Annotated in this window: 18 protein-coding genes; 12 read left to right on the forward strand and 6 right to left on the reverse strand. The window is 61.5% G+C overall.

Annotation, left to right across the window (positions count from 1 at the left end; translation table 11 throughout):
* Nucleotides 1-771, forward strand: a 771-nt coding sequence (locus Q7S58_RS04060) for an MBL fold metallo-hydrolase (RefSeq protein WP_304821092.1), incomplete at its 5' end; no start/stop codon positions are given.
* A 632-nt stretch (nucleotides 772-1,403) separates the two neighbouring features.
* Here the strand turns inward: Q7S58_RS04060 and Q7S58_RS04065 are convergent.
* Nucleotides 1,404-1,838 carry a hypothetical protein gene (locus Q7S58_RS04065; protein WP_304821094.1) on the reverse strand — a complete coding sequence of 145 codons (435 nt, stop codon included), beginning with the start codon at nucleotides 1,836-1,838 and terminating at the stop codon, nucleotides 1,404-1,406.
* Nucleotides 1,839-2,244: 406 nt separating this feature from the next.
* Nucleotides 2,245-2,898, reverse strand: coding sequence for an LON peptidase substrate-binding domain-containing protein (locus tag Q7S58_RS04070; protein ID WP_304821096.1), 654 nt, complete (start codon nucleotides 2,896-2,898; stop codon nucleotides 2,245-2,247).
* Nucleotides 2,899-3,127: 229 nt separating this feature from the next.
* On the opposite strand from Q7S58_RS04070, the gene Q7S58_RS04075 reads away from it, so the two are divergent.
* The 8 genes from Q7S58_RS04075 (at nucleotide 3,128) to Q7S58_RS04110 (ending at nucleotide 12,260) form a co-directional block, all read left to right on the forward strand.
* Complete coding sequence (locus tag Q7S58_RS04075; RefSeq protein ID WP_304821098.1) at nucleotides 3,128-4,033, forward strand: hypothetical protein; 906 nt, start codon at nucleotides 3,128-3,130, stop codon at nucleotides 4,031-4,033.
* 1 nt (nucleotide 4,034) lies between these two features.
* Nucleotides 4,035-5,480 carry a 4-hydroxyphenylacetate 3-monooxygenase, oxygenase component gene (hpaB, locus tag Q7S58_RS04080; RefSeq protein ID WP_304821100.1) on the forward strand — a complete coding sequence of 482 codons (1,446 nt, stop codon included), beginning with the start codon at nucleotides 4,035-4,037 and terminating at the stop codon, nucleotides 5,478-5,480.
* Between the two features lie 68 nt (nucleotides 5,481-5,548).
* Nucleotides 5,549-6,865, forward strand: a complete 1,317-nt coding sequence (locus Q7S58_RS04085) for an NAD(P)/FAD-dependent oxidoreductase (protein ID WP_370655453.1) — start codon at nucleotides 5,549-5,551, stop codon at nucleotides 6,863-6,865.
* A gap of 113 nt (nucleotides 6,866-6,978) precedes the next feature.
* On the forward strand, nucleotides 6,979-7,944 hold the full coding sequence (locus tag Q7S58_RS04090; RefSeq protein ID WP_304821104.1) for an oxidoreductase: 966 nt from the start codon (nucleotides 6,979-6,981) through the stop codon (nucleotides 7,942-7,944).
* A 175-nt stretch (nucleotides 7,945-8,119) separates the two neighbouring features.
* Nucleotides 8,120-8,848 carry a TetR/AcrR family transcriptional regulator gene (locus Q7S58_RS04095; protein WP_304821106.1) on the forward strand — a complete coding sequence of 243 codons (729 nt, stop codon included), beginning with the start codon at nucleotides 8,120-8,122 and terminating at the stop codon, nucleotides 8,846-8,848.
* The gene (locus Q7S58_RS04100; protein WP_304821108.1) at nucleotides 8,848-10,353 is read left to right on the forward strand and encodes a 4-hydroxyphenylacetate 3-hydroxylase family protein; all 1,506 of its coding nucleotides are present in this window, start codon (nucleotides 8,848-8,850) and stop codon (nucleotides 10,351-10,353) included. Before Q7S58_RS04095 ends, Q7S58_RS04100 begins: the two co-directional genes overlap by 1 nt.
* A gap of 43 nt (nucleotides 10,354-10,396) precedes the next feature.
* A complete protein-coding gene (locus tag Q7S58_RS04105; protein ID WP_304821110.1) occupies nucleotides 10,397-11,245 on the forward strand; it encodes a fumarylacetoacetate hydrolase family protein in 849 nt (282 codons plus the stop codon).
* 118 nt (nucleotides 11,246-11,363) lie between these two features.
* A complete protein-coding gene (locus Q7S58_RS04110) occupies nucleotides 11,364-12,260 on the forward strand; it encodes a VOC family protein (protein ID WP_304821112.1) in 897 nt (298 codons plus the stop codon).
* A 46-nt stretch (nucleotides 12,261-12,306) separates the two neighbouring features.
* On the opposite strand, the gene boxB is transcribed toward Q7S58_RS04110, so the two are convergent.
* The 4 genes from boxB to Q7S58_RS04130 all read right to left on the reverse strand — a co-directional run bounded on the left by boxB (nucleotide 12,307) and on the right by Q7S58_RS04130 (nucleotide 17,387).
* A complete protein-coding gene (gene boxB, locus Q7S58_RS04115) occupies nucleotides 12,307-13,761 on the reverse strand; it encodes a benzoyl-CoA 2,3-epoxidase subunit BoxB (protein WP_304821114.1) in 1,455 nt (484 codons plus the stop codon).
* On the reverse strand, nucleotides 13,761-15,410 hold the full coding sequence (gene boxC / locus Q7S58_RS04120) for a 2,3-epoxybenzoyl-CoA dihydrolase (protein ID WP_304821116.1): 1,650 nt from the start codon (nucleotides 15,408-15,410) through the stop codon (nucleotides 13,761-13,763). The genes boxB and boxC overlap by 1 nt, the downstream gene beginning before the upstream one ends.
* Before the next feature lie 96 nt (nucleotides 15,411-15,506).
* On the reverse strand, nucleotides 15,507-16,382 hold the full coding sequence (locus Q7S58_RS04125; RefSeq protein ID WP_304821118.1) for a helix-turn-helix transcriptional regulator: 876 nt from the start codon (nucleotides 16,380-16,382) through the stop codon (nucleotides 15,507-15,509).
* 120 nt (nucleotides 16,383-16,502) lie between these two features.
* The gene (locus Q7S58_RS04130; protein WP_304821120.1) at nucleotides 16,503-17,387 is read right to left on the reverse strand and encodes an alpha/beta hydrolase; all 885 of its coding nucleotides are present in this window, start codon (nucleotides 17,385-17,387) and stop codon (nucleotides 16,503-16,505) included.
* Nucleotides 17,388-17,495: 108 nt separating this feature from the next.
* Between Q7S58_RS04130 and Q7S58_RS04135 the strand changes: the two genes are divergently transcribed.
* The 3 genes from Q7S58_RS04135 to Q7S58_RS04145 are packed head-to-tail and all read left to right on the forward strand — an operon-like array spanning nucleotide 17,496 to nucleotide 20,510.
* The gene (locus tag Q7S58_RS04135) at nucleotides 17,496-18,341 is read left to right on the forward strand and encodes a CmcJ/NvfI family oxidoreductase (protein ID WP_304821124.1); all 846 of its coding nucleotides are present in this window, start codon (nucleotides 17,496-17,498) and stop codon (nucleotides 18,339-18,341) included.
* A gap of 16 nt (nucleotides 18,342-18,357) precedes the next feature.
* Nucleotides 18,358-19,341, forward strand: coding sequence for a lysylphosphatidylglycerol synthase transmembrane domain-containing protein (locus tag Q7S58_RS04140; protein ID WP_304821126.1), 984 nt, complete (start codon nucleotides 18,358-18,360; stop codon nucleotides 19,339-19,341).
* A complete protein-coding gene (locus Q7S58_RS04145) occupies nucleotides 19,338-20,510 on the forward strand; it encodes an MBOAT family protein (protein WP_304821128.1) in 1,173 nt (390 codons plus the stop codon). The genes Q7S58_RS04140 and Q7S58_RS04145 overlap by 4 nt, the downstream gene beginning before the upstream one ends.
* Nucleotide 20,511 lies beyond the last annotated feature (1 nt).

Genomic DNA, 20,511 nt, shown 5'->3' on the forward strand with positions numbered 1-20,511 from the left:
ATCGATCATTTCGGCGCGTCAGGCGAACTTCGCCGCCGCAGCCACGCCATCACGCACATTCATCGCCTCGAAGCAGAACGCGCCGGCCGCATGATCGAGTTCGGCAAGATGAGCCCGGGCGAACGGCCCGAATCGCGCGCGTTCTTCCAGACCCACGGCTTTCCGATCGACCTGTTCTCGCCGGCCGGGATGCGGCCGATGTGGATGGGCACCGGGATGTACGGGCCGGTGACGAATCCCGACCGCTACATCAACGATGGCGACCTGATCAAGGTGGGCGATCGCGAGTTCGAAGTGATCTGGACGCCGGGGCATTCGCCGGGCCACAACGTGATCTATCTGCGCAAGGAAAAAGTGATGATCGTCGGCGATCATCTGCTGCCTAAAATTACGCCACACGTGGGCATCTATCCCGACAATGTGGGCGGCAATCCGCTCGGCGATTTTATCAACTCGCAGATGAAGGTGCAGAAGTTCGACGTCGAGCTGGTATTGCCGGCGCACGGCGGCATCTTTCACGATCACCGCCATCGCGCGAATCAATTGATCGAGCATCATCGCTATCGCGAAGCCGAGATGCTTGATTTAACTCGCAAACATCCGCAGACCGCATTCGAGGTTGCGCAGCAAGTGTTTGGCGGCGAGGAACGGCCGATCTTCCACGTGATGGCGGCGACGTTCGAAACCCTTGCCCATCTGGAACTTGCCTGTTTCGAAGGCCGCGCCCGAAAATCGGAAAGAGGCGAACAAATCGTGTTCCAGGCGTTATGAGCAGATTACGGGGGGTTTGCTAATTTTTTCATTAGGTGTATTTTGACGCTGCCTTTAGCAATGGCGGCGGTTAACCTTGTTAGCGGTTAGGGGAGGGGTCCCTAGATTGAAGGAGAAAGCCATGAAACGGATGATCGGATTGACGCTGGCTACCGGGCTGGCATTGTTGGTCGCCGGTTGCGCAAGTCAGGGGGGCGGCGAGCCGTTCCCGTCTGGCCCAGGCCAAACGTCGTCGGCTGCGGTGCGCAGCGGCGGCGCGCCGGCGGCAACCAGAAATTTCAATTTGGCCGTAAAGTGCCCGGGAGTGCACTGGGAGAAGACTCACGGCTGGTCAGAGCAGCAGATTATGCAACAGCAGTCGATCGACTCGTCCGAGATCGCTGCTTGCGAACAGTGGGTTGCAGCTCAGCCTAAGGGGTACGTGCCTCCACCGCCTCAGGGAGTAGCGCCGGCTGGTGGCAAGGCTCCCGCAGCGGCGCCTAGCCCTGGTGCGGGCGGCTCACAGTCTTAATCGGCAGGTGGCGTTCCGGCAATTCCGCAGCACCTACGATTGATCTTGAATGAATACGGCGCGGTGTCCGAAGTGGGCCACCGCGCCGTTTGTTTCATCCTAAGTTAGGATTTAGTACCGCTCAGCTCGCGCGCGCGGCACGCTTGCCGTCGCGACGCGCAGGAGCGCTGATACGTCCGCTGCGCACTACCGGCGAGCGCCGCGCCAAGCGCCGCGAGGTATTGCCTGCAATCTGCTGGCTGCGCCAATCGCGCAAACCGCGTCGTAAAAACTGCGGCTCGATACCCAGCGTCTCGCACACCGTCTCGAACGAGAACGGGCCTTCGCCGCCTTCGCCGCAGAGCCACTGCTCGGCTTCGTTGAAGAGCCGCTTGCGCGTGCCGTTCTGCGCGTCGGAATTGTTCTGAAAGCAGCGCAGCGCATCCTCGAGGATCGCCATCATCAGCTTTTTGACCGGCCGGATTGCGCTATCGTCGCGGCGGCTATCGTAAAACTGCTCGGGTGTCAGAACGTCCGGTACGAATAGATTGCCGATTGCCGTGTTTTCCCATTCCATTGTCTTTTCCCTTAGCCTGCTCCGCCTCCGCGTCCGCGGATTGGCAGCGCTCGAGTGTCGGAGTCGCGTGTTCTTTGCTCTGGCCGAAAAGGCAGCAAGTGCTATGCCATCAGCGCGCTTCTTCGAGAATTGTCGATTAAGTAGGTATATCAATGCGGCGATTGCATAAATGACAATCGATTGCAGGCAAATGAAGGTTTCGTGTTCCTCTCATTTCGCGAATTTGACGCATTATGCGAATGATTTCTGCACCCGCCCACTGCCTCAATTGCCACAGCGGTGACCATTCTGACACATCGAATGACAATTTTTCGTCACTTGTTCGTCGCACGTGCAGCATGACGAACCAGCATCATCACGACGATTCAATCGTAGGTGGATTCACCGAGAAGCGCCACGCCAGTGCCTACTGCATGGTGTCGGGGCCCTCGTTCGGACCCGCCGGTCCTCTCTTCCGCTCCTCAAGCTTGAACGTCAGCACGTCGAGCAGGCAATCGACCCGATCGGCCATCGCCTCGAGCAAAGTCTGTTTCTCGAGCGGCGAGACGTCGAGATGGAAGCAAAGGAAATTGATTAATTCGGCGCCGCGAAGTCCGCGCTGCTCAACCAGCGTGCGCCACGCCTCCAGCGCAGGCTCGCCGAGATAGCTAAACAGCATCTCGCGCAGACCGTCCATCGTTTCGGCGTCGCAATCGAGCGCGCCGCGGCGCACCGGACGCCATTCAACCTCGGCCTGCCGATACGGACGGTCGCGAATCTCGCGCACGATCCGAAATTCGCTCCCGCCTTCGAGCACCATGTTATAGCGGCCGTCGGGCAGCTTCACCAATCCGCCGATTCGTCCAGCGCATCCGATTTCGAACAGATCGGGGAACGCGTGATAATCCTGCTGCCATTCGCCTTTCAGCAGCATCATGCCGATCAAGCGATGCGACTGCGAAACGTCGGCGACCATCTCGCGATAGCGCGGTTCGAAGATGTGCAGCGGCACGCTGACGCCGGGAAACAGCACCAGGTTGGGCAACGGGAAAATCGGAATGATGGTGGGTAAGTCAGCCATGCGAGGAAATGCCGCTGCGATCAGGTTAGGGCCGTTCGGGATTGCGGTCAAGGAAACTGAAAGTAGCGGCGGGGATTAACTGAATTTCAGGACAGATTGCCGCGATCGCCAAGACTGCGGGCGCGTCGATTTGCTATGGTCGCATTGTCTTTGGATAAGTGTCCGGCGTGGATCGAATTCTGGACCGAACCGAAACTCGTTTGCATCGCATACGGCGAGGAGGACCGCGATGGGTAAAGTCGTCGCCGCGATTTTCACGACGCACGTGCCGCGACTGATGATCCTCGATCCGGCCGCGCGCAAGGCGTACATGGGCCGCCACGTGACGACCTTCTACGACGCGATGCCGTCTCTCGAGCGCGAGCGCCTGCGCGATCTCGACTTCGACACCTTCGTGCTGATCGATACGCACTGGTTCACGACGATCGAGTACGTGCTGAACGCCCACGAGCGTCTCTCGGGCGTGTACACGTCCGACGAATTGCCCGCGATGCTGCATGATCATCACTACGACTTTCCCGGCGATTCCGATCTCGCACGCGGCATCGAGGACGAGGCGCGGGAGCGCGGAATTCGCGCGCTGGCCGCGGCGCATCGCAATTTGCCGCTGCATTATCCGACGCTCAACGTGATGCACTATCTCAATCCGGGCGCGCGCCGCCGCGTGCTTTCGATCGGCGTATGCCAGACTGCATCAGTCAAAAACGATCTCTTGTTTGGCGCGGCGATCGGGCAGGCAATCTGGAAATCGACACGGCGCGTGGTGCTGGTCGCGTCGGGCGGACTGTCGCATCGATTCTGGGATTACGATCATATCCTTGAACACGCGTCAGCCTCGCCCGACGACATCACCTCGACCGCGAATCGCCTGTACGACGAACGAATCATGGATTGGTTTCGCGCCGGCCACCACGCCGAAGTGATCGCGGCGGCCGACGATTATCGCGCGCACTGCTCGCCCGAGGGGCGCTTCTCGCACTATCTGATCGTGGCGGGCGCGATGGGCGCGGATCGATGGAACTGGCGCGGCGAACAATTCGGCCAGTACGAAGCCGCGCTGGGCACCGGGCAGGCGATTTTCTTTTTTCAGCCGCGCGTCGGCGACGTCGTGGAAACGATCAGGAAGGTGGCCTGAGATGGGCGCACGGTCGGGCAACAACTATCTTTCGGCGCTTAAAAAACTTGGGTCCGAAATCTGGCTCTGCGGGGTTCGCGCCGGCGACGTGACGTCGCATCCCGCGTTCGCGAATTGCGCGCGCTCGGTCGCTTCGCTCTACGACATGCAGATGGAGCATCCCGAGGCGATGACGTTTCGTACCGACGACGGCGGCCGCGCCGGCATGTCGTTCATCATCCCGAAGAGCATCGACGACGTTCGCAAGCGCACGCGCATGATGAAGGCGTGGGCGGACTTCGGTTGCGGGATGCTCGGACGGACGCCGGACTATCTGAACGTGAGCATCGCGGCGATGGCGGCGGCGCGCGATTTTTTTGCCGACAGCGACAAACGTTTCGGCGACAACATCTGGAATTATTACCTCGAGGCGCGCCATCACGATTGGTGCGCCACGCATACGCTGGTCAATCCGCGCGCCAGCCGCGCCGCCGGATGGAGCGGGCAGACCGACGCGGACCTCGCGCTCAAGCTGGTCGATAAGACCGACGCGGGCATCGTCGTGAATGGATGCCGCATGCTCGCGACGCTCGCGCCGCTCTCGGAGGAACTGCTGGTGTTTCCTTCGACGGTGCTGAAGGCCGAGCCCGCGGCGGAGCCGTTCGCGCTGTCATTCGCGATTCCCTGCAACGCGAAAGGCCTCAAGTTTCTGTGCCGCGATACCTACGATCTCGGCCGCTCGCGATTCGACCATCCTCTCTCATCGCGCTTCGACGAAATGGACGCGGTCGTCATCTTCGACAACGTAATCGTGCCGTGGGAGCGCGTGTTCCTGTGCGGCGACGTCGCGCGCTGCAACTCGCTCTACGCAGCGACCAGCGCGGTCGTGCACATGATGCATCAGGTGGTCGTGAAAAATATCGCGAAGAGCGAATTTCTGCTGGGGCTCGCCGCGCGTATCGCGGAGGCGAGCGACGCGATGCCCTTGCAGCACGTGCGCGAGCGCCTCGCCGAGATGATCACCACGACCGAAACGATGAAGGCGTGCCTGCGCGCTGCAGAGGCCGACGCGGCAGCCGATAAATGGGGCGTCTTCGTGCCGGCGCGGCCGCCGCTCGACACCGCGCGCAATCTTTTTCCGCGGCTCTATCCGCGGATGGTCGAAATCATCCAACTGAATAGTTCGAGCTCGCTGATGGCGACGCCGTCCGCCGCCGATTTCGCCAACGCCGGCGAGTTGCCCGATCTCGAGCGCTACTTCGCCGCCACGGATACTCCAGCGCACGAACGCGTCGCGCTTTACCGCCTCGCGTGGGACGTCGCGTGCTCGAGTTTCGGCGGACGCCAGGTGCTCTACGAGCGATTCTTCTTTGGCGATCCGGTGCGGATGGCGAGTGCGCTGGTGGATAACACCGACTTGAAGCCGCTGGTCGATCGCGTGAAAGCTTTTCTGAAACGCCCCGACTAGTTCGCCCGCATCGCGAGCATTCGCGCCGCTTCGGCGTGAGCGATACGATCGGCGTCGGGTCCACACCGATGAGTCCCGACGCATCGCCGCAAAATCTCCCGCACGTCGTCATCATCGGCGGCGGATTCGGCGGTATCGCCGCCGCCCGCGCGTTCCGCAACCAGCCAGTCCGCCTGACGCTGATCGATCGCCGCAATCATCATCTATTCCAGCCGCTGCTCTACCAGGTCGCGACCGCGGCGCTGAACCCGAGCGATATCGCGTCGCCGATTCGTCGCATTCTCCGCCGCCAGAAGAATGCGAGCGTGATCCTTGGCGAGGCCGTCTCGATCGATCGCGACCGTAAGATCGTGCATCTCGCCGACGCGGAAGTCGCGTACGACTACCTGATCGTCGCGACCGGCGCGACTCATTCGTACTTCGGGCACGACGAGTGGAGTGAAGCGGCGCCGGCCCTCAAGACGCTCGAGGATGCGGTCGAAATTCGCCGCCGCGTGCTCGTTGCATACGAAGCCGCCGAGCGGGAGGTCGATGACGGCGAAGTGCGCGGCTGGCTGACGTTCGTGATTGTCGGCGCCGGTCCGACTGGCGTCGAGATGGCGGGCGCGCTCGCCGAAATTTCGCGGCGCGTGCTCGAGCGCGACTTCCGCAAGATCGATCCCGGCCGCGCACGGATCATCCTGATCGAAGCGGGACCGCGCGTGCTGCCTGCGATGTCGCCGCATTCGTCCGAGCGCGCGCTCGCGCAACTGCAACATCTCGGCGTCGAGGTAATCCTGAACTCTGCGGTGAGTCACATCGACGATCGCGCCGTCGTCCACGCGCTCGGACGAATCGAGACGCGCACCGCGATCTGGGCCGCGGGCGTAGCCGCCTCTCCGCTCGGCAAAACACTCGGCGTGGAAACTGATCGCGCAGGCCGCGTGCTCGTCAATCAGGATTTGTCCGTGCCTCAAGCCGACGGTGTATTCGTGATCGGCGATCTCGCCTCGATCAAATCGGACGGCAAGCCGGTGCCGGGACTCTCGCCGGCTGCGATACAGGAAGGCCGGCACGCCGCGAGAAACATTGTGCATCTCATTCGCGGAGAAGCAACCGAGCCGTTTCGCTACTGGGATAAGGGCACGCTCGCGACGATCGGGCGCGCGGCCGCAGTCGCCGACATCGGCAGGATGCGCATCAGCGGACTTATCGCGTGGCTGATGTGGCTCTTCGTGCACATCTTTTTTCTGATTGGATTTCGCAACCGCTTCCTGGTCATCAGCGAATGGGCCTGGATGTATCTGCGCAACGATCGCGGCGCGCGGCTGATCACCGGCGACGTCGAGCCGCTGCTCGAACGCGGCAAGCGCCTCGAAGATCGCAACCGGATGCTCTCGCCGTAACGGCGCTCTTCCCTTCTCGCGTTTCCAAATCCCCTTCCCAACCGGCGGGCGCGCGTGGATTATCGATCTGCGGCCGCCGGTCGCTAACTCGCCGATTCCGAGGAGCCTTCGCGATGCCGAACAGCAATCGATGGACCGCAGACGACCTGCCCGATCTCTCGGGCAAGGTGATCATCGTTACCGGTGGCAATAGCGGAATCGGCTATGAAGCCGCACTCCAGTTTGCGCGCAAGCGAGCGCGCGTCGTGCTCGGATGCCGCGATCTCGGCAAGGCGCGCGCCGCCGTCGAGCAGATCAAGGCCGCGTCGCCCGACGCCAGCATCGACTCGATGCAACTCGATCTCGCCAATCTCGCGTCCGTCCGCGGCTTCGCCGACGCCTTCCATCTCCAGCATCGCGCGCTCGACGTGCTATGCAACAACGCCGGCGTGATGGCGCTGCCCTATCGCCAGACCGCCGACGGATTCGAGATGCAGTTCGGCACCAATCATCTCGGCCATTTCGCGCTCACCGGTCTGCTGCTCGATCTGATCCTCGCGACCGAAAATTCGCGCGTCGTCAATGTGAGCAGTGGTATGCATCGTCTCGGCCGTATCCGCTTCGACGACCTGCAATGGAAAACCGGCTATCGCAAATGGTTCGCCTACGGGCAGAGCAAGCTCGCCAATCTGCTGTTCACCTTCGAACTCCAGCGCCGCCTCGAGGCCGCCGGCTCAAAGACGATCAGCGTCGCGTGTCATCCCGGCTACGCGGCGACCAACCTGCAGGCGGCGGGACCGAAGATGCAGGGTTCGTCGTTGATGGAATCTTTGGTAGGAGTCGGCAACCGGCTGTTTTCGCAGAGCGCTGCGATGGGCGCGTTGCCGACTCTCTACGCGGCCGCGTCGTCCGACGCTCGCGGCGGCGATTATATCGGTCCCGATGGATTCAGCGAGATGTGGGGCGCGCCGACGAAGGTCGAATGCACCGCCGCGGCGCGCGATACGGCGACTGCCGCGCGTCTATGGCAAGTCTCGGAGGATCTCGCCAAAGTTCGTTTCGATTTTTCCGCCCGATCGCAGCCCGGCGCGACCGCCTGACTGAATCGCCCGCTCCGCGCTGACATGATTCGCCGGCGGCGGGCTGGTTCGGTCCGCCCCTCTCAAGCTGACAAGCGCGGGGCTTGACTTCAGCCGGCGACTTTCGTAAAAACCTGACCAGAGTCAAAAACGAGCACAATCAGTTCGTGCTCGCACCCGGATGGAAATCAATCGCTTGCTTTCAACTGACGATCAGAATTCACGCGTCGCCGCGAATTGCACCCCCAGCCGCAGCGAGCGCAGCAAGCGCGACAAGCTCGCCCGCATCAAACGCGCCGCCCGCAAGCTGTTTGCCCGGCGCGGCTTCGTGGCCACCACCACCCGCGAGATCGCAGAGGCCGCCGATATCGGCGCAGGCACCCTCTTTCTCTACGTCGGCAGCAAGCAGGACCTGCTGGTCCTGATTTTCCGCGAAGACATGGAGCGCGTGGTGCGCGAAGCTTTCGCCACCATGCCGAAGCGCGCGCTCCGCGATCAAATTCTGCATGTCTTCGATGCGATGATTGCGTATCACGAGCTCGACCTGGGTCTCGCCCGCGTTTTCGTCAAGGAACTGCCGTTCGTCGAAGATCGCCGCCATGGCGTCGCCGAGTTCATGTCGATGCTGTTCGCAGGCCTGGCTGATCTGATCGAGCAGGCCAAGTCTCGCCGCGAACTTAAAATCGAGGTGCCCGCGCGAGGCTTGGCGCGCAACCTGTTTGCTCTCTACTTCGCCGAATTGCAGCGATGGCTCGGCAGCGGTCCGGTTTCGCCGGCAAGACGCGACGAATCGATTCGCGCCGCCGTCGAGCTTCAACTGAGCGGCCTTAGCGAAGTCGCTTCCACAAGGGCGCCTTTGCGCCGCCGTCCGATTCTTCACCGCCGATCATTTCGGCAAGCGAGCCCGAAAAAAGGAGAAGACTAATGGGCGCACGAACCGGAAAAGAATTCCTCGCCGGCCTCGCCAAGCCGCGCGACATCTGGGTCGGGAACGACAAGGTCGAGCACGTCGCGTCGCATCCGGCATTCGCCGGCGCCGCCGCCACCCTCGCCCAAATCTTCGATCTCCAGCACGCGGCGCGCGAAGTGTGCCTGATGCCCGATCCCGAGACCGGCGAACCGATCAACATGAGCCATATGATTCCCCGCTCGAAAGCGGACCTCGATCGGCGTCATCGATGCCTGCAGACGATCGCGGAATTCACGGTGGGCCTGATGGGCCGCACGCCGGATTACATGAATGTCACTTACGCGGGCTTCGCGGGACGCGCCGACGAATGGGCAATGAATGGCAACGAAAATGGCGCGGCCAACCTCGTCGCCTATCAGAAGTTCCTCGCCCGCCACGATATCTCGCTCACGCACACCATCGTCCAGCCGACGATCGATAAGGCGCTCGGCGACGCGCCCGCCGCGGGCAACGACGTCGCCCTGCACAAAATCGCCGACACCGCGCATGGTATCGTCGTGCGCGGGGCGCGAATCCTCGCGACGCTCGCGCCGTTCGCCGATGAGATCGCGGTGTATCCCGCGATGCCGCTGCCGGAGGGCGCCGACGCCTACGCGCTTTCCTTTTGTATTCCGATGGGCACGCCGGGGCTCAAGTTTCTCTGCCGCGACAGTTGTTCGCTCAAATCGAGCCATTTCGATCATCCGCTCTCGAGCCGCTTCGACGAGCAGGACGCTTTCGTGATCTTCGACGACGTCGAAGTGCCGCGCGATCGAGTTTTCATCAACGCCAATCGCGACGCGTACAACACCGTGATGACCACCGGCTGGTACCCGAACGTCATGCAGCAGACGATGATTCGCGCGCAGACCAAGCTCGAATTCGCCTGGGGCCTCGCGAGCCGCATGACCGAGGTGATCAACGACGCGTCGCCCGCGGCGAAGCAGATGCTCGGCGAAATCTGGACCTATGCGGAACTCACGCGCGGAGCGATTCGGGCGGCCGAAGCCGACGCTTTCGAATATGGCAGCGGCGTGTGGTTTCCAAATGGCGGCCCGCTCGCCGCTCTGCGTGCGATTCTGCCGACGTGGTTTCCGCGCGTCGGCGAAATCATCACGCTGCTCGGCTCGCACAATCTGCTGGCGGCGCCGACCGAGGCGCAACTGCGCGACCCGTCGCTCCGTCCGCTTATCGACCGATATCTCCGCGGCGCGAAGGACATCCGGTCTGACGAGCGCGCCCGAATCTTCCGCCTGGCCTGGGATTTCGTCGGCAGCGCGCTCGCCAGCCGCAACGAGTTGTACGAGCGATTCTATCTCGCGTCCGGCGCTCGCAATTACCTGTTGGCGAACGCGATCGCGTCAAAGGATCGCGCGCGGCAACTGGTCGATGGCATCCTGAACGAGCATCGCGGCGCGCCCGCCGAACAATCCGATGAACGCCATCAAAAGCTCAACCTCGTTATCGAGAGCTTGAGGTAAGGAACATCCGAGTGCTAGCAACTGACTAATCGGGAGATAGCCAATGAATGTACTTAGCGGAAAGAGAGAAGAGTGGCGGCGAGTCCTGCACGAGGGTCAGCCCAAGTGGGTGCGGTCCCTCGGCGACCGGCTGGTCTTCGGCGATGGCAGGCATATCGCGGAAGCCGAGGCGACCTATCTGCCGCCATGCGATCCGACCAAGATTTTGTGCATCCACCTCAACTACGAATCGCGCCGGGTCGAATTCAGGGCGCCGAAGCTCGAAACGCCAACCTATTTCCAGAAGCCGGTCACGGCGCTGAATTCGCATCGCGGCACCGTTTGCCGTCCGGCCGGCCACAAATACCTCAACTATGAAGGCGAGGTCGGCGTGATCATCGGCAAACCGATGCGCAACGTCGGCCGCGAAGAAACCTGGGACTATATCGCCGGCTTTGCGCCCGCCAACGACGTCGGATGCCAGGACTATCGCGAGACTGACGCCGGCTCGATGCTGCGCGTGAAGGGCATGGACGGCTTTTGCCCGATCGGGCCGGGAATAGTCAGCGGCGTGGACATCCGCGAATCAACGCTGCGCACCTATATCAACGGCAAGGTGGTGCAGGAAGGCGCGATCGCCGAAATGATCTTCCCTATCGACTATATCCTCGCCGATCTCTGCCGATTCATTACCTTGCTGCCCGGCGACATTATACTTTCGGGCACGCCGAAAAATTCGCGGCCGATGAATATCGGCGATACGGTCGAGGTCGAGGTCAGTGGCATCGGACGGTTATCCAATCGCGTCGCCGAGGCGCCCCCGGCCGCGCACAAGATTGGCCATCAACCCACCGATACCGAGGCGGTTCGCCGCGTGGCGCTTGGCTCCGATTCGCGGCTCGAGGCGAGATAGCCATTGCGCAATCTCGAATACACACTGACTATTTGACTGACTAATACGATTGCTCGCGATGTAGGTATCAACTGGCTAATCCATTCTTGAAAAAAGAGCGCCATCTCTGGAGGAAAATATGATTCAGGTTACAGAGTTAGGCTACATGGGAATCGCGGTGAAAAACCCCGACGACTGGAAGCAGTTCGCTACCGAGATCGTCGGCATGGAACTGGTCAACGAAGGAGAGCGCGATCGATGCTACCTCAGAATGGATTACTGGCATCATCGGCTGGTGCTTCAGGCGGGAAACAGCGACGATCTCGAGTATCTCGGCTTCCGCGTCGCCGGCGCCGACGAGTTCGAGCAGATGCAGCGCCAACTCTCCGAGGCCGGACTCAAGGTTCGCCTCGGATCAGAGGAAGAGGCGGAAGAGCGCCGCGTTCTGCAGGTGATGAAGCTGCAGGACCCGGATGGCACGCCGATCGAGATTTTTCACGGCCCCGAGGTTCAATTCAAGAAACCGTTCCACGCGGGACGCGCGATGCACGGGCGATTCAAGACCGGCGCCGGCGGCCTCGGTCATTGCATCGTGCGGCAGAAGGACGTCGAGGCTGCGTTTCGCTTCTACTCGCTGCTCGGGATGCGCGGCGGTGTCGAATATAAAATCCGCTTCGGCAAGCACGTCGTGGAGCCGGTCTTCATGCATTGCAACGAGCGCGATCACACGGTTGCTTTCGGCCTCGGGGCGTCCGAACGGCGCATCAATCACCTCATGATCGAGGTCGATAATCTCGACGACGTCGGATTGACCTACGATCTGGTTCGCAAAAATAAAATCCCGGTGACTATTCTGCCCGGCAAGCATTCGAACGATCATATGTACTCATTCTACTTTCGAAATCCGTCGGGATGGATGATTGAGTACGGCTGGGGCGCCAGATCGGCAACGTACCAATCCGAATACTACGTCGAGGACGTGTACGGCCATCAGCCGGAGTCCGGCGGCTTCGGTATGCCAGATCTCAACAAGTAGTACAGCTTCTTGGAGAGTTGGCGCGCGATTCCACGAGAGTCGCGCGTCAACTCGGCGCACTGCTGGCAGACTGCGCTTCCTGTTCTGGCAAATTCCTGACGTATTCGAAATCGAGCGGCTGGTGATTGATGCCGCGCTGCGGCGCTGAAATCCATCCGGCAAACTCGCCCGGCTTCGTAACAGGTTTCATCAACGAAGCGACGTGCTCGAGATCTTGCTGCGTCGGCAACCACTCGGGTTTCTTCCGCTCCCACTCGCCTTCCGTGACTACTTCGCCTGCGGGAGTTACGTGCAAGCCGCGAAATTCGCCGATTGCGCGATGAAACGCGCGATGCGGCAGCTTCAGCGTCGCGTCGATTTCGCTCTCTCGAATGATCTTGTTCCACCGGTCCATCGCGCGCTCGCAATCGGCGATGTACGCGTCGCGCAGGCTTTCATTCAGCGCGACCAGTGCTGGCTGATCCGATTCGACAATCGCGCCCCGCTCGCTTTTCAGAATTCGGTAAGTGCTGTTCGTGAGCAAATGATCGTCGTCGCGAGCCGTTTCCTTGAAGCGGCCTTTCAGGCCGGAGGCATAGTAAGTCGCCGCATTCGATGAAAGCTCGGAGCCGAACAAGTCGAGCGAGACTGAGTAATGAAAGTTTATATACTTTTGAATGATTTCCAGGTCGATTCCGCCGTACTGGCTAATGCGATCGGTATCGTGTTCCTTCATCAACTGGCAGGTTCGCGCGATCACCCGGCCGATCCCCGTCTCGCCGACGAACAAGTGATGAGCCTCCTCAGTGAGCATGAAGCGGCAGGTGCGGGACAACGGATCGAAGCCGGATTCCGCGAGGCTCGCGAGCTGATATTTGCCGTCGCGATCGGTGAAGTGAGCAAACATGAAGAACGACAGCCAGTCGGGCGTGCGCTCATTGAAGGCGCCAAGGATTCGCGGGTTGTCGGCATTGCCGGAGCGGCGCTGCAGCAACGCGTCGGCTTCCTCGCGGCCGTCGCGGCCGAAGTACGCGTGCAGCAGATACACCATCGCCCACAGATGCCGCGCTTCTTCGACGTTGACCTGAAACAGATTGCGCAAATCGTACATCGAGGGACAGGTCCGGCCGAGATGGCGCTGCTGCTCGACCGATGCCGGCTCGGTGTCGCCCTGCGTGACGATCAGGCGGCGCAATACGCCGCGATGCTCGCCGGGAACTTCCAGCCACACCGGCTCGCCCTTGTGTTCACCGAAGGCAATCCGCCGATCGGGCTCCGGCTCGGCGAGAAAAATGCCCCACCGATAGTCGGGCATCTTCAAATGCCCGAAAGTGGCCCACCCTTTCGCATCGACCGAGGTCGCAGTGCGCAGGTAAACTTCGGCCGCCTGAAAACTCTCGGGCCCCATCTCGTTCCACCAATTCAGGAAACCCGGTTGCCAGTTCTCGAGCGCGCGCTGCAGACGGCGATCGTCGGACAGGTTCACGTTGTTGGGGATGCGTTCGGAATAGTTAATCGACATCACACTCTCCTGGGATCGAACTCCGGCCGCCGTCCGGTGCCATACACTTTCAGCGCGCCCTTTTCTCCGACCGCATTGGGTCGCTGGAAAATCCAGTTCTGCCATGCCGACAGCCGCGCGAAGATTTTCGATTCGATCGTTTCGGGACCGCCGAAACGCAGCGACGCCTCCATCCCGGTCAGCGCGTCCGACGAGAATGCCGCCCTCTGCTCGATTGCGATGCGGACTTCGTCGTCCCAATCGATGTCGTCCGGCGTGAAGCTCACCAAGCCCATCTGCTCGGCGAGTTCGGCGTCGATGTCCTCGCCGATTCGCGCGCGCAATTCTGCCAGTTTGCCCGGCTCGCCGAGGAATCGGCTCTCGAGCCGCGCGAGGCCGTTGCACATTGGCAGCACGCCGAAGTTCATCGCGCTCAGCGAAATCTTCGCGGGCAGCGCTTCATCGCGCTCGCGCGTGCCGCGCAACATGTAGATGCGATCGCTCGCCAGCGCCAACTCGAACAGCGTGCCGTGGAAGCAGGAGCCAGGCTCGATCAAACTGAAAATCGATCGCGAGCTCACGTCGATCCGCTTCAGCGTGCGCTTCAGATAAAGCGTGATCTCGCGAATCAGCCAATTGTCAGATCGATCGAGCAACAGCCGATCGTACGATTTGACGAACCGACTTTCGCCGCGAGTCCGGAACACCCACGTCCGAATCGTGTCCTCGTTCGTTCGAAGATGCAGGATCGCATCTTCCAGCTCGCGCGCGATCGCCAGCGGCCAGAAATCGCAGCCGAGCGCGCGCACCGCCGCGATGCTGTCCGGCGCGGACAACTCCGGGCCGTCGATGGTGATCGTCGCCGCCGAATTCTCGCGATCCAGTTCGACCTTGAGATGCGTATAGCTGATTCGATCATCCTGGATATTTCGCACCAGCGGCCGAAGCGCGATTCCCGCTTCGTCAGATTGCCGATTTGATCGCGCGGCGAATTCGCGCGCGCGCTTCATCGCCACTTCGAGCAGTTGCGATCGCGGCACGACTTCATCGACCAGCCGCCAATCGACTGCGCGCTTCCCTCTCACTCCCTCCTCGGTGGTGCAGAAAAAATCCGCGCGGTCCCGCCGCACGTGCCGCTTGTCCACCAGGCGGGTCAGGCCGCCGGTGCCCGGCAATACCGCGAGCAGCGGGAGTTCGGGAAGAGAGACGCTGGTCGAGCCGTCGTCGGCCATCATTATATAGTCCGTCGCGAGCGCGAGTTCGTATCCGCCGCCAGCGCAGGCCCCGCCGATAGCCGTCAAATAGAACTGGCCCGAACTGCGCGTGGCGTCCTCCATCGCGTTTCGCGTTTCGTTGGTGAACTTGCAGAAATTTACTTTGAACGGATGGCTCGACTGGGCGAGCATCCTGATGTTCGCGCCTGCGCAAAAGACGCGCTCCTTGCCCGACACGATCACGACGCACTTTACTTCAGGATGCTCGAAACGCAGGCGCTGGACGGCGTCGTTGAGTTCGATATCGACGCCGAGGTCGTACGAATTGAGCTTGAGTTCGTAGCCGGACGCGAGCCCGCCGTTTTCATCGACGTCCATCGCCAGCATCGCGATCGGCCCGTCAAAGCTTAGTTTCCAATGCCAGTAGCTGGAAGGATGCGTTCGAAAATCGATCATGCAGGCTCTTACCCGTCGTGCAATGATGCACTATAATGCATATACGAGCCCAACACAAGCATCATAGTGCATCCCTAGGTTTAGTACCCCCAGCTCTTACGGGCGCCGCTTCTCGATCGCCGCGATCAGCTTCTTCAGCGCCTGCGCTTCGCTCTTGCGGCTGGTATCGATTCGCAAATCCGCCTTGCCATACAACGCCTCACGCTGGGCAAGAATCCGGCGCATGTCGGTGAGCGCCTCGCTGTCGCCGCTGTTTTCGACGCGATGATCGCCCTGTCCGATGACCCGGTCCCAATGCTCTTCGGGCGACGCGACCAGCCAGACCGTGTAGCAGGAATCCAGCAATCGCTCGAAGGTAGCGGTCGCCGACACCAGCCCGCCGCCGCTCGCCAGCACCAGTTGGTTCCGCGTGCGAAGGATCCGTTCGAGCGCTCGCCGTTCGTATCTTCGGTACGCGGCCTGCCCCCACAGGTCGAAGATTTCATTCACGCTGATGCCGGCCTCGTGCTCGATTTCGCGGCTCATCTCGATGAACGGCCAGCCCAGATGCCGCGCCAATTTCAGGCCCAGCGTGCTTTTGCCGGCCCCGCGAAGGCCAATCAAAGCGATCCGATTGAGCCGCCCGGTCCGATCGCCGAAGCGCTCCGCGACGAGCCTGGACACCTCGGCGATCTCCGCCGATTCGAGGCGCCGCAGCCGCTCGGCCAGCAAGGTGTACTCGATCGGACGGGGCGCTTCGTCGCTGACGAGCTCGGCCACCGGCACATCGATCGCGACCGCCAATCGCCGCAGCAGCGCGATCGAGAGATTCCCCCGCCCACTTTCCAGCTCGGCCAGGTACCGCTCCGAAATGCCCGAGTCGTGCGCCAGCATCCGGCGGGTCATGCCGTGACGGGCGCGCGCGTCGCGCACCCGTTCGCCGAGCAGCTTCAGGTAGCTGGCCGGCGCGATCGCGCGCCTGTCGCCTTCCACGGCGATTTTGCGCGCTTTTGAGCTATGGTTCACCACGCGCCCCGAAGCTGTCGTATGCATTATAATGCCTTTGATGCGCAGGACGCATCGGCGTCCGACAATTCGATACTTCTCCGGCGTTCAGGACGTGTGCGCAATCACGAATTGCCCGATCTTGTCGATGGCCTGTTGCCCCTCCGGCAGCAGCTTGGCAAACACGTGCCAGACGTGCACCATGTCGTCCCACACTTCGAGCTCGGTTTTGACGCCGGCCGCCGTCGCGCGCTTCGCCACCCGCGTCGAGTCGTCGAGCAGCACCTCCGCATCTCCGACCTGAATCAGCAACGGCGGAAAGCCCCGGTAGTCAGCGTGCAAGGGCGATATGAGGGGATTTTTGGGATCCTGCGTCCCATAGTACATCTGCGCCATCGGCGCGAGATCGGTCCCCTGGACCATCGGGTCCTTCGCAGCCCTGGTTTTTATCGATTCTCCGGTACCTTCGAGATCGGTCCACGGCGAAATCGGCACCGCCGCCGCCGGCATCAGATCGTTCGATTTGCTGAGCGCCGCCAGCGTGGCGAGCGCCAGGCCGCCACCCGCTGAATCGCCGGCAATCACGATTTTCTTCGGCGCGAAGCCTTGCGCAAGCAGCCAGCGATACGCGGCGGTCGCGTCGTCAACTGCGGCGGGAAACGGATGCTCCGGCGCCAGCCGATAATCGAGCAACAGTGCCCGCGCCTTCGACGCGCGCGCGATTCGCGCCACCATCGCGCGATGCGTAATGATCGAGCCTGTCACGTATCCGCCGCCGTGCAGATAAAGGATCACGCGCCCCGGTTCCGCATCAGGCGCCTCGACCCATTCCGCGCTGACGCCCCCTGCGATGACCGGCTCGCACTTGACGTCGGGCGCGACGCGCTCGCTGATTTTTTCCATCGCAGCGCGCCGGCGCTCGACGCTTGCGTTCGGATTTCGCGGTTGCGAGGTGATTATTTCGATGACTTTCTTGAGTTGTTCGCTGGCCACGGTGAGTCCTCCTGCGCCTATCCGTATCACTTATAGGAGAAAATTGAAGAGCCGCGCCGATAGCGCCGTTCGCGCGACTTGGGTACGTTCTCTCTGGGAGTGCCAGCAATGGGTAACAACAATATGAGCGAGTCGCTCGATCGTATCGGTCACGTTGACGGCGTTCTGAACTATCTCGCCGATCGGAATGAGAAACCCGTGAGTTACACCTATCAGCCGCCGCCAGGCGTTCCGCCGCGCACCGGCAATTACGTAAAGCACACGATGCCGATATACGACGGCCGCGCACTTGCGGATCGCATCACGCTCGATCGGCACGGCTTTGCGATCGTGCATCAGCGGAGCGCGGTCGCGAACTTTTATGACGACAGCGAGATTCGCGCGATTTACTATCCGGAAGTCGAGCGCCTGGTGAAGGAGTCAACCGGCGCGGCGAGAGTGCTGGTATTCGATCACAACGTGCGGAACCGGGCGAAGATGAAGGAAGGAGCGAAGGGTATCAGCGAGCCGGTGAAGGTCGCGCACAACGACTACACGCTCAAATCGGGTCCGCAGCGGGTCCGCGATCTGCTGCCAGGCGAGGCTGAAGCGCTGCTCAAGAACCGCTACGCGTTTATCAATGTGTGGCGGCCGATCAGCGTCGAGCCGGTGCAGGAATCTCCGCTCGCGGTGTGCGACGCGCAATCGGTGGCGCTCGAGGATTTCGTGCCGCACGTGCTTAAGTACCGCGATCGCGACGGCGAAGTTTACTCTGTCGCCTACAATCCGAATCATAAGTGGTACTACATTCCGCATCAGCGCAACGACGAAGTGCTGTTGCTCAAGTGCTACGACTCCGACGGCCGCGCGGCCCGCTTCACCGCGCACAGCGCATTCGCCGATCCGACTTCTCCGCCCGATGCGCCGTCGCGCGAGAGTATCGAGGCGCGCACGATTGCTTTCTTCGCGCCGTAGAACGACCGGCTCGTCGATGCGCGAGCCATCGGTCTCCTCGACGATTCCGGGCCATCCTTATCGCGCATTTGCGATACGGGTCGGCTTGGGCGTGGCCGTCGTCGGCGCGCTGCTTTGGTACTACAACCCGCGCCCGATCCTCCGCACCTTAAGCCGCGAAAGTCCCGCTTGGTTTGCCGCCGCCGGAGGCCTCTATCTCGCCGGACAAATCATGTCGGCCTACCGCTGGCAACTGCTCGCCGAAATCCTTGGGCTTAGCGGACCCTTCAAAGAGTTCCTCGCCTACTACTTCGTCGGCGTCTTTACCAATTTGTTCGTGCCGGGCCTGGTCGGGGGCGACGCTGCGCGCGCGGTCTATCTCGGCAGGCGACACGGCAGGATGAGCGAGGCATTCGCGTCCGCGATCGCCGATCGAGGACTTGGCCTGATTGCGCTGTTCTGGCTCGCCGCGATCGCTGCGATCTTCCTGAACTTCGCGCATCTGCCGCGCTCGGTCACGGTGCCGAGTGCAATCGTCGGCTTGCTCGCGCTCGCGGGCTTCGTCGCGGGACCTTACCTTGCTCTCCTGGTTCCGCTGTTGCCCGCGCGATTGCGCGGCATCGCCGTCGCGGTCCCCTACCTCGAGCATCCCACCCTCCTGCTGCCCGCGATCGGCCTTTCGCTGGTGCTGCAGATATCGCTCGCCATCTGCCAGTACATGCTGGCGCGCGGACTCGGCCTCTCGGCGCCGTTGACGCTCTTTCTGCTCTGCGTTCCGATCGCTAACGTCGTCGCGAGCCTGCCGTTGACGTTGAACGGCCTCGGGCTTCGCGAATCCGCCTATCTCGTGCTACTGGGGATGGGCGGAGTCGCCCGGGATGATGCGATCGCGCTCGGGCTGTTGTGGTTTGCGGTAACGATGCTGGTCGGACTCACCGGCGCAATCGCGTTTGTCACCACTCCGACGCCCACTCTGTTCGCTTCTCCGCAGGAGTCCGTGACCACGATGCGGCGTCAATGATTTTTAACACCTTCGACTACTACCTTTTTTTTCTGTTTCCTGCCGCGTTGCTGTTCAAGTTGTCGCCGCTCGGATTGCGGCCCTGGGTGATCGTCGTTTCAGCCAGCATCTTCTATGTGTACTTCTCGATCCTCGGATTCGGCGGCGTCATAGGCGCATTCTGCCTGTCGATCTTTTTATGGGAGAGCATCTTCAGCCGGCTATATCGGCCGCGCGCGGCGATCTGCCTGGTCGGAGTGGTGCAGAGCGTCATATTTCTCGTGATCTTCAAATACTGGAACTACCTGACCGGTCTCGCCTGGGGCGCCGCATCGGCGAATCCGTGGCATTGGTCGAGTGCGTTCCTGCCGCTGGGGATTTCCTTCTTCACTTTTGAATTCATCCATTACGCCGTCGATCGATATCGCGGACAAACTACCGCCGGCGCTCTCAAGGAGTATCTGGCCTTCATTCTCTTTTTCCCGACGCTGGTGGCGGGACCGATCAAGCGCTACGAGGACTTCCTGCCCAAACTGCGCGCCGCCGACGCTTCCCTGCTTGACCTCCAGACCGGTTTCACACGCATCCTGGTCGGCCTCGTGAAGAAATTCGCGGTCGCCGATCTGATGACGGCGTTCACCAATCACCTCAATCGAACCGATATCGCGCTCGCGGATCGGCGCGTGCTGCCGCTCTGGCTGTTGGCCTACGGAATCAAGATCTACTTCGATTTCGCCGGCTACTCCGATATCGCGATCGGCTCGGCGCGCCTGTTCGGAATCGTGGTGCCGGAGAATTTCGATTGGCCTTACATGCGCTCGAACATCGCTGATTTCTGGCGCAACTGGCACATCTCGCTCTCGACCTGGCTGTTCGACTATGTCTTCATCCCCCTCGGCGGCTCGCGCGTCGCCCGCCTGCGCAACTACTCAAACTTGATCGTCACGATGTTCATCAGCGGCGTCTGGCACGGCGCCGGCACCAACTTTATCGTGTGGGGGCTTTGGCATGGGATGCTGCTTACAGGAAATCGGATCTGGCGGGACGTTCGAGGCGCGCGGCAGGTCTCGACTGCGGGACGCGTGATGGGATGGGCGATCACGTTCACGACTGTGAATCTCGGCTGGGCGTTTTTTTGTATGGATCTGGCGACGGCGAGATTTTTCTTCCGGCGACTCCTTATCGGCTGAC

This window comes from Candidatus Binatus sp., assembly GCF_030646925.1.
Lineage (GTDB): Bacteria > Desulfobacterota > Binatia > Binatales > Binataceae > Binatus.

What these genes read in the sequence shown, in the direction of transcription:
- Q7S58_RS04065 (WP_304821094.1), bottom strand. Translation starts at nt 1,838, where the DNA reads ATGGAATGGGAAAACACGGCAATCGGCAATCTATTCGTACCGGACGTT.
- Q7S58_RS04070 (WP_304821096.1), bottom strand. Translation starts at nt 2,898, where the DNA reads ATGGCTGACTTACCCACCATCATTCCGATTTTCCCGTTGCCCAACCTG.
- Q7S58_RS04075 (WP_304821098.1), top strand. Translation starts at nt 3,128, where the DNA reads ATGGGTAAAGTCGTCGCCGCGATTTTCACGACGCACGTGCCGCGACTG.
- hpaB (WP_304821100.1), top strand. Translation starts at nt 4,035, where the DNA reads ATGGGCGCACGGTCGGGCAACAACTATCTTTCGGCGCTTAAAAAACTT.
- Q7S58_RS04085 (WP_370655453.1), top strand. Translation starts at nt 5,549, where the DNA reads ATGAGTCCCGACGCATCGCCGCAAAATCTCCCGCACGTCGTCATCATC.
- Q7S58_RS04090 (WP_304821104.1), top strand. Translation starts at nt 6,979, where the DNA reads ATGCCGAACAGCAATCGATGGACCGCAGACGACCTGCCCGATCTCTCG.
- Q7S58_RS04100 (WP_304821108.1), top strand. Translation starts at nt 8,848, where the DNA reads ATGGGCGCACGAACCGGAAAAGAATTCCTCGCCGGCCTCGCCAAGCCG.
- Q7S58_RS04105 (WP_304821110.1), top strand. Translation starts at nt 10,397, where the DNA reads ATGAATGTACTTAGCGGAAAGAGAGAAGAGTGGCGGCGAGTCCTGCAC.
- Q7S58_RS04110 (WP_304821112.1), top strand. Translation starts at nt 11,364, where the DNA reads ATGATTCAGGTTACAGAGTTAGGCTACATGGGAATCGCGGTGAAAAAC.
- boxB (WP_304821114.1), bottom strand. Translation starts at nt 13,761, where the DNA reads ATGTCGATTAACTATTCCGAACGCATCCCCAACAACGTGAACCTGTCC.
- boxC (WP_304821116.1), bottom strand. Translation starts at nt 15,410, where the DNA reads ATGATCGATTTTCGAACGCATCCTTCCAGCTACTGGCATTGGAAACTA.
- Q7S58_RS04135 (WP_304821124.1), top strand. Translation starts at nt 17,496, where the DNA reads ATGGGTAACAACAATATGAGCGAGTCGCTCGATCGTATCGGTCACGTT.
- Q7S58_RS04140 (WP_304821126.1), top strand. Translation starts at nt 18,358, where the DNA reads ATGCGCGAGCCATCGGTCTCCTCGACGATTCCGGGCCATCCTTATCGC.
- Q7S58_RS04145 (WP_304821128.1), top strand. Translation starts at nt 19,338, where the DNA reads ATGATTTTTAACACCTTCGACTACTACCTTTTTTTTCTGTTTCCTGCC.